The organism is Terrabacter sp. AAH1, assembly GCF_054456855.1.
The window spans coordinates 845,417-858,752 of record NZ_JBTJJV010000001.1; the positions used below are offsets into that span (position 1 = coordinate 845,417).

Below are 13,336 nucleotides of genomic sequence, written 5' to 3' on the forward strand. Positions count from 1 at the left end.
CCCGGACGAGCGGCAATACCGAAGGAGCACTGTCCCCGAACGAGCACTGGGGCCCCGGCGACCCGAGGCCGCAGGCGTCAGGGCCGCGCGTCCAGCGGAGGCAGCGGCTCGGTCCACAGCCACACCTCGAGGAGTCGCCGCACCTCGTCGCCTCCGTCGTCACCGTGGGCCCTCGAGGCGTGCGCCTCGGCGAGCGCGACGAAGTCCTCGGTGGTCACCGACCCGTGCCGATACGTCGACACCCAGTCGCGCACCAGGGCGAAGAAGACCCCGTCACCGAGTCGTCGCCGCAACGCGTGCAGGGTCAGGGCTCCGCGCTTGTACACGCGGTCGTCGAACATCAGGTCGGGCCCCGGATCGGCCAGGACGAGGTCCTGCGGCAGTCGCAGCAGCCGCGCCCAGTGCGTCGTGGCGTTGAGGTGGGTGGACACACCGTCGGCGTGCTCGGCCCAGAGCCACTCGGCGTAGCAGGCGAAACCCTCGTTGAGCCAGATGTCGGCCCACGTGGCGGTCGTCAGGCTGTTGCCGAACCACTGGTGGGCGAGCTCGTGGGCCACCAGCCGCTCGTGGCGACGGTTGCCGTCGAGCCAGTTCGGGCCGAACGTCGCGAGCGCGTGCGCCTCGAGCGGGATCTCGAGGTCGTCCGCCGTGACGACGACGGTGTAGTCGTCGAACGGGTAGTCACCGAAGAGCTCACCGAAGTGGAACGTCATCCGGGGCAGTCGGCCGAGGTCGTGCATCACCGGCCGTTCGCACGCGGCCGGCATCGCGACCCTCACCGGCACGGCTGCCGGGCCGAGCTCACGGTGCACGTAGCGGCCGACGTGCACGGTGGCGAGGTAGGTGGCCATCGGCACGTCCTGCACGAAGACCCGTCGGGTGCGGCTGCCGCGCACCCGGGTCGAGACCAGGGCGCCGGTCGCGACCACGTCGAAGGGCGAGTCGCACTCAAACGACAGGCGGTAGCTCGCCTTGTGCCGTGGGTGGTCGTTGCAGGGGAACCAGGTCGGCGCCCCGTTCGGCTGCGCGGCCACGAGCGCGCCCTCGGTGAGCTCCTCCCAGCCGACGTCGCCCCAGCGCGTCGACACGGGACCGGGCGTGCCGGCATACGTGATCGCGACCTGCGTGCGCTCTCCGCGCGTCAGCGGGGAGGCGGGGGTCACGACGAGGCGGGCTCCGCGGTGCACCCAGCGAGCGGGGGCACCGCCGACGGAGACCTTGCTGACGCGCAGTCCGACGAGGTCGACGACCAGGCGTCGGGTGTCGCGGGCCGCGCGGACGTCGAGCACCGCCCGGCCGGACAGCCGGTTGCTCGAGACCTTGTAGTCGAGGTCGAGGTCGTAGTGGGTGACCACGTATGCCGGGTCGCCCCGGTCGGGCGTGTAGGGGTCGGCGAGCGCGTGGGCCTCGTGGGTGACGCCACCACCCATCAGGCGAGGCTCCCGGCGGTGCCGGCCGGCTGTCCCTGCGGGGCCGCTGCTCCCGTCGCTCCCGTCCACGGCGCGATCGGGTTGCCGGTCCAGCGCGTGCCGTCGGGGACGGCTTCGCCACGCAGCACGAGCGACCCGGGGCCGACGGTGGCGCCGCTCCCGATGGTCGCTGCGGGGAGGATGACCCCGTTGGGGCCGAGCGTGGCGCCGTCCTCGAGCGTGACCGTGTCCATGCTCATGATTCGATCATGGAAGAGGTGGGTCTGGAGGACGCAGCCGCGGTTGACCGTGGCGCCCTCACCGAGGGTCACGAGGTCGGCCTCGGGCAGCCAGTACGTCTCGCACCAGACGCCGTGCCCGATCGTGGCGCCGAGGGTGCGCAGCCACACGTTGATGGCCGGGGTGCCGGTCGCCGTCCACGCGAACCACGGGCCGGCCACCATCTCGACGAAGGTGTCGACCACCTCGTTGCGCCACACGAACGGGCTCCACAGCGGGTGCTCCACGGCGCCGATGCGCCCGACGACGACCCACTTCGCCAGGGTCGTCACGGCAGCGGCGACGGCGCCGGCCGCGGCGAGCACGACCCCGCCGAGGGCGGCCGTACCGGCCAGCCCGACCTTCAACATGAGCCACCCCAGGGCGGCGAGGACGGTGACCGCGATGGCGACGGTGACCATGACGGGGACGATGCGGCACAGCTCGACCAGTCCGCGAAACACCTTGAGCCGCAACGGTGGAGCGAACGTGCGCTCGTCATCGGAGCCCTGCGGGGGCCGGCGCAGGCGCACGGGCGGGCTGCCGAGCCAGCTCGACCCCGCCTTGGACTTCTGGGGTGCGGCCGAGAGCACGGCGACGAGACCGTGCTTGGGCACGCGCCGGCCGGGTGCCGCCATGCCGCTGTTGCCGAGGAAGGCCCGCTTGCCGATCTTCGCCGGGCCGATGCGCACCCACCCGTGGGCGAGCTCGTAGCCGGCGACCATCGTGTCGTCGGCGAGGAAGGCTCCGTCGGCGACCGTCGTCATCGAGGGCAGCAGGAGCACCGTCGACGCCTCGACGTCACGCCCGACGCGGGCTCCCAGCAGCCGCAGCCACGTCGGGGTGACGAGGCTCGCGTAGATCGGGAAGAGGAGTGTGCGGGCCTGGTCGAGCAGCCGCTCGGTGGACCAGACCTGCCAGCCGACGCGGCTGCGCACGGGGTAGCAGCCCTCACGCAGGCCCAGCCCGAGCAGGCGGACGAGCACGGCGGTGAGCAGCGCCAGCCCGAGGAGTCCCAGCACGGTCACGACGGGCACGGCCGCGTATGCCGCCGCGGCCGCCTCCGTGCCCGTGCGCGCCCGGGCGATCGCTCCCCCGACGAGCACGACGCCGGGCAGCAGGGCCAGGAACGGCAGGATCGAGAGGAGCACGCCCGACAGGCCGTAGACGGCGACCCAGGCCGGCGCGTTGGGTGGTCGCTCGGCGGGCCACGCGGTGTGGCTCGGTCGGTCGACGCGCTCCGCCGGGGAGCCGGCGACGACGCGCCCGGGCCGCACCGAGCGGAGCACGGTGGAGCCGGCCTCGACCACGGCGTCGCGGCCGATGTGGACGTCCGGGCCGATGGTGCTGCGCGCGCCGACGACGGCGTCGCGACCGATGTGGACCGGCCCGACGTGCAGCAGGTCCCCGTCGATCCAGTAGCCGGTGAGGTCGACCTCGGGCTCGATGCTCGCGCCCGCGCCGATGGTGAGCATGCCGGTGACCGGCGGCACCGAGTGCAGGTCGACGCCGGGGCCGATGGAGGCGCCGAGCAGCCTTGCGTAGTAGACGATCCACGGCGCACCGGCCATCGTGATGGCGCCCATCGCGTCGGCGAACCGCTCGGCGGCCCAGAGCCGCGTCTGCACGACGCCGCCGCGCGGGTAGGTGCCCGGCTTGAGGCCGGCGAGCAGCACCCGGGCGGCCAGCGCCGAGAGGCCCATCCGCCCGAGCGGCGTGATGAACGCCAGCCAGCCGACGGCGAGGACCCACCACGACACGGGCACCGACCACAGCACGAGTCCGGCGAGGCGACCGAGCTCGGTGAGGGTCGCGAGCGCCACGAGCCACTGGAGTCCCTTCACGGTGAGCAGCACGACGGAGACGAGGGTCTGCACGAGCTGGCTGCGCCGGGGGATGCGGCGCACGGTGCGGCCGCCGCCCGATCCGTCCGCCGGGACCATGGTCTCGAGCAGCTCGGCCTGCGCGCCGAGACGTGGGTGGGCGTGGATGTCGGCGACGGTGACGGTCGGGTAGCGCTTTCGCACGATGGAGACGAGCTGTGCCGACGAGAGGCTGCCGCCACCGTGGTCGAAGAAGTCGGCGTCCTCCGAGCGCACGTCGGTGCCGAGCACGGCGGCCCAGTTGCTCGCCAGCCACGCCGCCGTGCCCGTGAGGGGGCTGGGCTCGTCGTCGTCGGGGGCGCCCGGCAGGGGCCACGGCAGCGCTGCACGGTCGACCTTCCCGGAGGTGCGGGTGGGCAGGTCGTCCGTCACGGCGAGCACCGGAACGAGCGCCGCCGGCAGCTCCTCGTGCAGCCGGGCGAGCGCGTCGGTGCGGTCGAACGCGTCGGGAGCCTCGGGGACGACGTAGCCGACGAGCACCTGCGTTCCGGCCGTGGTCGTCTTGACCGCCGCGGCGGCGCCGGTCACCCCGGGCAGCCCCTGCAGCGCCGCATCGACCTCACCGAGCTCGATCCGCCGGCCGCCGAGCTTGACCTGCTCGTCGGCCCGGCCGACGAACACCAGCCCCTCGGGATCGTTGACGACGAGGTCGGCCGACCGGTACGCCCGCTCCCACCCGAGGGTGGGCATCGGCGCGTACTTCTCGGCGTCCTTGGCCGGGTCGAGGTAGCGCGCCAGCCCGACGCCGCCGATGATCAGCTGCCCGGTCTCCCCCGGCGGCACCGGCTGCTCGTCCGGGCCGACGACGGCGAGGTCCCACCCGTCGAGCGGCAGACCGATGCGGATCGGTGCGCTGCCGTCGAGCCGGGCGCCGCACGCGACGACGGTCGCCTCCGTCGGTCCGTAGGTGTTCCAGACCTCGCGGTCCGGGGCGACGAGGCGCGCGGCCAGGTCGGGCGGGCACGCCTCCCCGCCGAAGATGAGCAGGCGCACGGGCTCGAGCGCCTCGGCCGGCCACAGCGCCGCCAGGGTGGGGACCGTCGACACGATCGTCACGTCCTGCGCCACGAGCCACGGGCCGAGGTCCATGCCGGTGCGGACGAGGCTGCGGGGCGCAGGCACCAGGCAGGCGCCGTGGGCCCACGCCAGCCACATCTCCTCGCAGGACGCGTCGAAGGCGACAGAGAGACCGGCGAGCACGCGGTCACCGGGTCCGATCGGGTTGTGCTGCAGGAACATCCGCGACTCAGCGTCGACGAAGGCCGCCGCAGAGCGGTGCGACACGGCGACGCCCTTGGGCACGCCTGTCGACCCGGACGTGAAGATGACCCACGCGTCGTCGTCGACGGCCACCTCCGGCAGGGCGGAAGCAGGTCGGGCCGTCTCGGCGCCCGCGGGACCGGGCGAAGGGGTGGGCCGCTCGGCCAATGGCGACCTCGCCACGGGGCGACGTCCCTTCGCCCCCGGCACCGAGATCTGGCGGCGGGCGCCGACGACCGCCGCGACGGCCGCCTCCGAGAAGACGAGGTCGGCGCGCTCCTGCGGGTCGTCGACATCGACCGGGACGTAGGCCGCACCCGCATGGAGGATGCCGAGGATGGCGACGTAGAGGTCGGTCGTCCCCGAGGGCACTCTCACCCCGACCCGGTCGCTCCGGCGTACGCCCGCGGCGACCAGGTCGGCAGCCATCCGCACCGCCTGTCCGGTCAGCTGGGTGTAGGTGAGCACGGTGTGGGTGTCGTCGAGGGCGGGGGCGTCGGGGTGCCGCGCCGTGACGTCGGCCAGCACGTCCACCAGGGTGCGCGGCGGGGCAGCACGGCCACCGGCCAGCAAGGGGTCCAACACGCGTTCTCCTCCGAGGTCGACGCCCGGGCGACACCGGGCCTCACGGTGAACGTATCGCCGCCGGGAACGCACGGTGTGCTTCCCCGGGCCGGTTTCACGGTTCCCCGATCCGTCTCGCGGCGACCCACCCGACCCGCCGGGACCGCATACCCCGTCGGGTGGGCCCACGCGCCTGGTCGACGCGGTGCGGCCGGACGCACGCGGCTGCGGCATACTGGCCGGGCGGCCAGCAGCGCCGCCCAGGGCCTCTGGGGGATGAGAACATTCACTTTGACCTGCAGCCAACGGACAATCCCAACCCTGCTTTGGGTTCATTCGGGAACGCAGCCATCAAGATGCCGGAACGCCGGAGCCAGTGCCACGTGCACTCACGAGGTCAAAGCCACGTCGCTGTGTCAGGGAGACATCAGCCCGGACAGCGGGAGCTCTTCAGCGGCGGTGGCTTCGGTCAGCCCTTCCGGGCACCCAGGGCAACGGTCGCCACTCGGAGACACCTCCTTCCCCAGGCGTCGCGGCCGAAAGCCATCGCCGTGGGCCTAGGCCGACTTTCGCCGGCCCCACCCGCCCCGGGACCGAGGCAGACTCACCCTCATGACAACCAACCAGACGAACGAGCTCACGTGGGACTGCGTCGCGTGCGGCAAGCCCATTGAGAACACTGACGGGCACCTGCACATCGACGTGCCAGGCGATGTCCTGACCCGAGAGGCCGAGTGGCACGAGTTCCGCAAGGAGCGCACCGACGAGCAGGGCTTCTTCAGCATGAACATGGCCGACTTCGGCCTCATGCCTGAGAAAGTCCGCTGGCAGGCACACCACGACGCCTGCGACCGCACCCGCGAGGCCAACGACTACTCCATCCCAGTCGAGGACATCCGCACGCCGCGCAAGCTGCTCGGCATGACGGCGCACCTGATGGAGAAGACGTGGCTAGAGCACACCAACTGGCAGGACGTCATCCGTGACAAGGCCGGGCCCGACGCGTAGCGCTAACCCCCTGACATCCTGTGTGCCCAGTCAAGACTGGCTGGGCACACAGAGCCAGGACCCCAGTCGAGCATGCTTCCTCGGGCATCTCCTCGCTGCGAGCACCCCAGCGCGAACATCACGACGATCGGCGCCCTCTGGTGGCGCGCCCTCATCCAGGCATGTCGCGGCCCGGCGGCAACGCGTCGGGCTAGCGTCTTCACGCGGGTCCTACCTCGTCCTGAATGGTGACGTGATCGTGGACCAGTGGTTGCGCGGACCAGCTCGCCCCAGTCGGACCGTGCCCGGCGCCTAGATGAGGAGGGAAGTGTTGCCAGCAGTGAGGGTCTTGGTGAGCACCTTCGCCGCAGGCGCCTATAACCTGACGTCCACGAAAGCCCGAGGGAGGACTTGTGCAACCAGACGAGAAGAAGCGACTCCGTGACCGCATCGGCGAGCACTTGGACGTCTCGAACGCGCGCCTGACGGACGATGAGGCAAAGTTCCTGGTCAACTTCGTCGATGAATACGCTGAGAAGCACCGGGGCCACTCGCAGACTCGGACACGCAGCGTCGACGGCTGGAGCTCGGACGGCAAGTACACGCGCAGTGAGACCTTCACCGACACCTTTACCCAGGAGGTCGGGATCCGCCAGGACTACGAGTACCAGGACGACGATGGCCAGCACGGCACCTCGTCTCACGAGATCAAGGACGCGCGCGGGATACTTAGCTGGTTCAAGAGCCACTCCTGACGCATGCGACCAGCAGTCAGGCGGTTGGGCGCCTACACCGTCGGGCGAGTCTTCCGCCGTTTCGGCCGGCCAGCTAACGGAACAAGTCCGCGCCGGATCTTCAGCAGGCTCTCATCTTTCATGTTCTCTCGTACGGCGAGCCGGCTAAGGATCCGCTGCTGCGTCTCAGGAGTCCAGAACACCCCCAGCCGACGACGTGCTCGTGTGATCGCCGTGTAGAAGATGTTGTGCGAGATCCGCTCCTCGTTTGCGTCCGTGATGACGACCTTGACCGAGTCGTACTCAAGTCCCTGCGCCTTGTGGATTGACACCGCGTACGCAATCTGGAACGGGATCAGCGTGTTGCGATCGTCGTCGTCGTCGTCGCTGCTCGCGCGCTCGTAGACATCGAACTGCACCGTCGACCCCGCCACCCAGCGGAGTTCTGTGAAGGCAAGCTCGCCTTCGGTGACCTCCCGTTCGAGGTTGACGTCGAACGTGATCCGCCCGGGTACGCGACCGATGGCGGCGATCGTCCCCTTCATGTTGTTGAAGATGACGGGCCGGAACCGGTCGGTGTCGTTGAATAGCACAGGATCACCGACCTTGTAGATCGACTCGCCCCAGGTGACGGCCGGGCTTGGGTTGCCCGCCTGTAAGAAGCGGTTGACGTTGTTGATGCCGTACAGGCCGTCGTAGTTCAGACAGAGGACGATCTCGTCCTCGCTCCGGTGCGTGAACAGCTCCTCGCCCAGAACCATCGAGTACCCGCTCTTCGACAGTGACTCCTCGATGCGGTCATCGAGACCGCGCACTCTGTCCCACAGCGTGAGAAGCGCGTCATCGTCGGTTCGGAACGGTTTGGTGAGCTCGAACGTGGAGCCCTTCGGGATGTAGGAGCGGGCGAGGCTGAACCAGTTGCCGAACTGAATCGACTCGATCTGGTAGACGTCGCCGACGAGCACGAGCAGGTCGAAGGTGGTGCAGTCTAGGACCTTCAGTAGGCTCGCATTGTCGACGGTGCTGCACTCGTCGATGACCAGCACGTCGTACGTCGAGCCGAAGTCCTGGCTCCTGTTGACATGACTCGTGATCGTGCTGAAGGCGGCGTTCGGGGCGTCCACTCGCCGCTTCAGGTTGTCCACGGCCGGGTTCGTGTGCGCGAGGAACAGCTTGCGCTTGTCGGCGAAGAAGTTGGCGATGTGGTTCACCATGGTCGACTTGCCCGTGCCGGCGGCACCGACGATGAGGGCGACGTTCGACTGGTCGAAGAGAGCCTCGAGCGCTTCGGCCTTCGCGGGGTCGTCAATCGTGCCCGCGTTCGCGACCAACCAGTCCCGTACGTCGTCGGCGTGCCGAGCGAGGCCCTCGCCGACGGCCTCCTGCAGCTTCTCGATGATCGCGACGGTGTCGTCCTCGTAGCCGACGATGAACACGTGCCCGTTCTCGTGCTTGAGCCTCCGAGGCGCGTGCCGGTCGGTCGGCGGCAGGAGCCGGTTATACGTGGCGATCAGCTGATCCACGTCGCCCAGATCTTGGCACTCAGCGGCCGGGGTGTAGATCACGCCGTGCTGCTCGACGTTGGTCCTCACCCGGCGTGCGAGCAGTTCGTGCTCACGACCGGTTGCGTCCAAACTCTCTGCGAGGTCGGTGAAGCGTGGGTTGTGTCCACGCGGCGAAGTGCAGAAGGGCATGGTGTCGAACGGCCGACAGCTCCACGACAGCCGCAGGTTCGACAGACGGCCGCACTGCTCCGCGTCGAGTTGGGACTTGATGACCTGATTGCGCATCTGAAGCATCAGGTACCGCAGCACGCGGGACCCCGGTTGGTTCGCGCGGATGATCGCCCGGGCTTGGTCGAGCGCGGGGAAGAACGCCGGTGACCGACGCGAGTCACTAACAGCCCAGACGCGGATCTGGTGGTAGCTCGCGTCGGTCATGTCGACGAGGTCGAGCAGGCTGGAGCGCGTCGCTGTCAGATACTGCATCAGGTTGCGGTACTCGGGATGGTTCGACTGGATGCGCGAGGCCGGCCCGAAGATTCGGGCGAAGTTCTCGAGCTCGCACGGGCGGATCGAGACCTCCCAGGCCCGGATGATCAGGATGGGCATGGTCTTGCCGAGCACCGTGATCGACTCGCTGGACAGGTCGAGGTACGCCGCGTACTTGTCGGTCAGGTCGACGTCGGTGAACGCGATGGTGCGGTCGAACTTGCTCGTCCAGTTGTGGGCGAGCGAGAACGTGACCTCGTAGAAGATCCGGCCGCCGACGAAGAAGGGGCGCGAGCTGTGGACGTAGTAGCGCTCACGGCGTGGCTCCGTCGGCGTTGCCCGGGCCGCCTCGACACGCTCCGCGATCTTCTGGTGGTACTCGCGCAGCGACGGGTCGAGATCCACCGGGAACAGGTCCAGGTTGCCGAGGATCGCGATGCCGAACTCGTTCCGCGCGAGGTCGCGCGTGCGGAGCAGGTACTCGTAGTACTTGAGCATCAGCCGCTCGGATGGGTCCCGGTCCAGCGTGTAGTGCGAGGTGCTGGCCTGCAGCAGGTGGTGGAACCGGCTGAGCAGCCGGAACTTCGCGGTCGCCCTGGCCGTGTCCAGTGCGGACCCGACCTGGTCGTAGCGGAACTCGGCGGAGGGGTCGTTCAGGTGTGCCCACAACATGAGCCCCTCGACGAGGTTCCGAAGCTGGGAGAGGACGTTCTGAGACAGAAAGCCGCGGTCCTCACCGAGACTGGCGATGTTCTGGCAGATCACACCGTCGACGCTCTGCACCTGCTGCTGCACGGACGCCACGGCGCTCAGTCCTCACTGCCGACGAGGTGAAGGATGGGGCGCTGGTCGGCGTCACCGAGCAGGGCCCGCACCTGCGCAGCGCTAAGCTTCAGCGCCTCCGCCATGGCTGGCACGCCTGCGCCATGCCCACCTGCGAGCTCCGTGGCCTCCTTCAGGAGCGACGGCATTTCCCCGGGGTAGGCGCTCGTCGGGTCAGCTAGCGGATCGTCAGCGGCGGTCCGACGTTGGTAAGCCTGTCGCGCAGACGACTCCGTCGTGCGACCGGTCACCCACATGGCGAGTCCTCGTGGCCGACTGTGGTGGTCGGCTTTCACCGCGCCACCACCGTGGTCAGTGGAGACGTGCGCGCCAGCGACGTGTAGCCGGCCTTGGAACCTGTCACCGTCACCTTCAACCGGTAGCCGCGATCGGCCGAGGTCGCCAGGTACCGCAAGCCGGTCGCGCCCGTGATCGCCGTGACGGCGCCGGTCGAGGACACCCGGTACCAGCGGTAGGCCAGGCTCACCGGCGCCGGACCCCACACTCCAGGGCTCGCTGTCAGCGCGTACCCGACCTTCGCCGTGCCCGAGACCTTCGGGCTCGGCGCTGCCGTCAACGTCCCGGTCGCGACCGCAGCCGTCAGAGCCGAGGTGCGTGCGACCGTGGTGTAGCCGGTCTTCGACCCTGTCACCGTCACCTTCAACCGGTAGCCGCGATCCGCCGAGGTCGCCACGTACCGCAAGCCGGTCGCGCCCGTGATCGCCGTGACGGCGCCGGTCGAGGACACCCGGTACCAGCGGTAGGCCAGGCTCACCGGCGCCGGACCCCACACTCCAGGGCTCGCCGTGACCGCGTACCCGACCTTCGCCGTGCCCGACACCGTCGGCGTCGGCGCTGCTGTCAGCTTGCCGATGGGTGTGACCGAGGCACTCGGCGCCGAGGCGGCACCCATGCCGGCCGCGTTGCTCGCGACCACCGTGAACGTGTAGCTCGTCCCGTTCACCAGTCCCGTCACCACGGCCGAGGTCGCCCCCGAGGTCGTGACGCTCTTCCCGCCCGGCGACGCGGTCACCGTGTACCCCGTCACCGACGACCCACCATCACTGACCGGCGCCGACCACGACAACGAAGCCTGCCCGTCACCCGCAACCGCCGACACCCCCGACGGGGCACCCGGCACCGTCACCGGAGGGGTGTTGGTGACGGTTAGCTTCGAGGGGTGGATGTGGAAGGTGTTGACGTAATAGCCGAGCGTGTCCACAACTGGGTCAAGCTGCACGGTCCAGGTCCCTGGCGCTTCAGTCGGGGGTATCGACACCGTCCTCTGGTAGACCCCGTCCGTGACCGTGCCGGAGACCAACGTCATTGTCCCGAGACCCAACGTTCGGCCGCCCCAGTCCGACCTCAACACCATCGTCGGAGGTCGAACACCCGTCGCATCCGTCACACGCACCGTCACGCTCACGCTCTGGGCGCCCGAGTTCACGTTCACGGTCTTGGGCGTGAAGTCGAACTCCGACACCACCGGCGCCGCCGTGTCCGGCGGCGTGTCGGTGATCGTCAGCTTCGACGGGTGCGCGTGCAGGCGACGGTCGCTGTTCCCGTTGATGTCTTCCAGCGGGTCCAACTGCACTGTCCAGAGCCCCGGCGCCGCGGTCGACGGGATGGAAAAGGTGCGCTGGTAGAGACCGTCGGTGGCCGACCCAGAAACTCTGGTCATCGGCCCCATCCAAAACGCCTCCGTGCCCGAGACCGACGTCAGCGCCAAGATTGGTGCCTTCGCCCCGGTCGCATCCGTCAGACGAGCCGACACGGTCACCGTCTTGGGTCCGGCGTTTGCATCACCGATTTTCGGGGTGAAGTCGAACTCCGACAACACAGGAGCATCCAGATCCACGGCCTTCGGCGTCACAGGAGCGGACGCCTCGGAGGGAGGGCTAGTCCCGGCAGCGTTGCTTGCGGTCACGCTGAACGTGTAGGCCGTACCGTTCGCCAAGCCGTCCACCACTGCCGAGGCTGCCCACGTCGTAGTGACGGTCTTTCCTCCTGGGAAGGCCGTCACTGTGTAACCCGTGATCGGCGACCCCCCGTCGCTGCTCGGGGCCGTCCACACCACCGTCGCCTGCCCATCACCGGCAATCGCCGACACCTCCGACGGGGCACCCGGCACCGTCACGGGAGGTGTGTTGCTGACCGTCAACTTCGACGGATGCGCGTGGAAGGTGTTGTCGCTGTTGCCGAGCGTGTCACCCAGCGGGTAGATCTGCACCGTCCATGACCCCGGCGCCGCCGTCGACGGGATCGACACCGTGCTCTGGTAGACCCCGTCCGTCGCCGTCCCCGAGACCCTCGTCATCGACCCGAACCCCAGCGTCTGCGTGCTCGAGTCCGAGGACAACAACAGCGTCGGCATCTTCGCACCCGTCGCATCCGTGACCCGAGCCGTCACCGTCACGGACTTCGCCCCCGCATTGACGTCCACACTCTTGGGTGTGAAGTCGAACTCCGACAACACCGGAGCCGCCAGATCCGGCGCCGTCGGCATCACCGCAGCACTGGCCGTCGACGCGGCACCCGCACCGGCCGCGTTGGAGGCGACCACCGTGAACGTGTAGCTCGTCCCGTTCGACAGACCCGATAGCACCGCCGAGGTCGCCCCCGACGTCGTGACACTCTTGCCGCCAGGCGAAGCCGTCACGGTGTACCCCGTCACCGGCGACCCACCATCACTAGCCGGCGCCGACCACGACACCGAGACCTGCCCGTCACCGGCCGTCGCGCGCACGGACTCCGGCGCACCAGGAGCCGCAGCCCACGTGAGGTCCAGTGCGTTGAAGTCCAAGCTGTGCGAGGTTGGGCCGCTCGCCCCGCTCGGCATCTTGTGCACTCCGCCGCCGCGCTCGTAGCCAGCCCCGTTGCCGATCCCGTCGTAGAGGTACGCGGAGTCGAGGCGGTACACCCCGTTGGCCCACGTCGCCGGGATCGTGTACGAGAACGAGCCGCTGAGGGGCAGAGTGCCAAGAACCTGGACATGTTCGATGCTGCCCAGCGGCGTCCAATACCGCAGATCGATCTGCCCCAGAGAGCCCTGCTCGTCTGACGCCTCATACGCAAACGAGACCCGGTCACCCGGCCGCACACCCGTAGAGCTCACCGACAGCTGAGACAACACCGGGATCGCCGTATCGACGGTGGAACCAGACATCGAGAGGTCCAGTGCGTTGAAGTCCAAGCTGTGCGAGGTTGGGCCGCTCGCCCCGCTCGGCATCTTGTGCACTCCACCGCCGCGCTCGTAGCCAGCCCCGTTGCCGATCCCGTCGTAGAAGTACGCGGAGTCGAGGCGGTACACCCCGTTGGCCCACGTCGCCGGGATCGTGTACGAGAACGAGCCGCTGAGGGGCAGAGTGCCAAGAACCTGGACATGTTCGATGCTGCCCAGCGGCGTC

At 69.3% G+C, this 13,336-nt stretch carries 6 protein-coding genes; 2 read left to right on the top strand and 4 right to left on the bottom strand.

Annotated elements, in window-relative coordinates:
- Nucleotides 1-77 precede the first annotated feature (77 nt).
- On the bottom strand, nt 78-1,430 hold the full coding sequence (locus ACXR8F_RS03990; protein ID WP_458798807.1) for a M1 family metallopeptidase: 1,353 nt from the start codon (nt 1,428-1,430) through the stop codon (nt 78-80).
- On the bottom strand, nt 1,430-5,416 hold the full coding sequence (locus tag ACXR8F_RS03995; protein ID WP_458798808.1) for a Pls/PosA family non-ribosomal peptide synthetase: 3,987 nt from the start codon (nt 5,414-5,416) through the stop codon (nt 1,430-1,432). The genes ACXR8F_RS03990 and ACXR8F_RS03995 overlap by 1 nt, the downstream gene beginning before the upstream one ends.
- A 591-nt stretch (nt 5,417-6,007) precedes the next feature.
- Here ACXR8F_RS03995 and ACXR8F_RS04000 point away from each other — a divergent pair.
- Both ACXR8F_RS04000 and ACXR8F_RS04005 read left to right on the top strand, forming a co-directional pair.
- Entirely contained in the window at nt 6,008-6,403 is a 396-nt protein-coding gene (locus tag ACXR8F_RS04000; RefSeq protein WP_458798809.1) for a hypothetical protein, read from the top strand.
- A gap of 392 nt (nt 6,404-6,795) precedes the next feature.
- A complete protein-coding gene (locus ACXR8F_RS04005) occupies nt 6,796-7,137 on the top strand; it encodes a hypothetical protein (protein ID WP_458798810.1) in 342 nt (113 codons plus the stop codon).
- Between the two features lie 32 nt (nt 7,138-7,169).
- Here ACXR8F_RS04005 and ACXR8F_RS04010 read toward each other — a convergent pair whose 3' ends face one another.
- Both ACXR8F_RS04010 and ACXR8F_RS04015 read right to left on the bottom strand, forming a co-directional pair.
- The gene (locus ACXR8F_RS04010; RefSeq protein WP_458798811.1) at nt 7,170-9,911 is read right to left on the bottom strand and encodes an ATP-dependent DNA helicase; all 2,742 of its coding nucleotides are present in this window, start codon (nt 9,909-9,911) and stop codon (nt 7,170-7,172) included.
- Nucleotides 9,912-10,221: 310 nt separating this feature from the next.
- Nucleotides 10,222-13,336: fibronectin type III domain-containing protein (locus ACXR8F_RS04015; RefSeq protein WP_458798813.1), on the bottom strand; the 3,115-nt coding region annotated here is incomplete at its 5' end.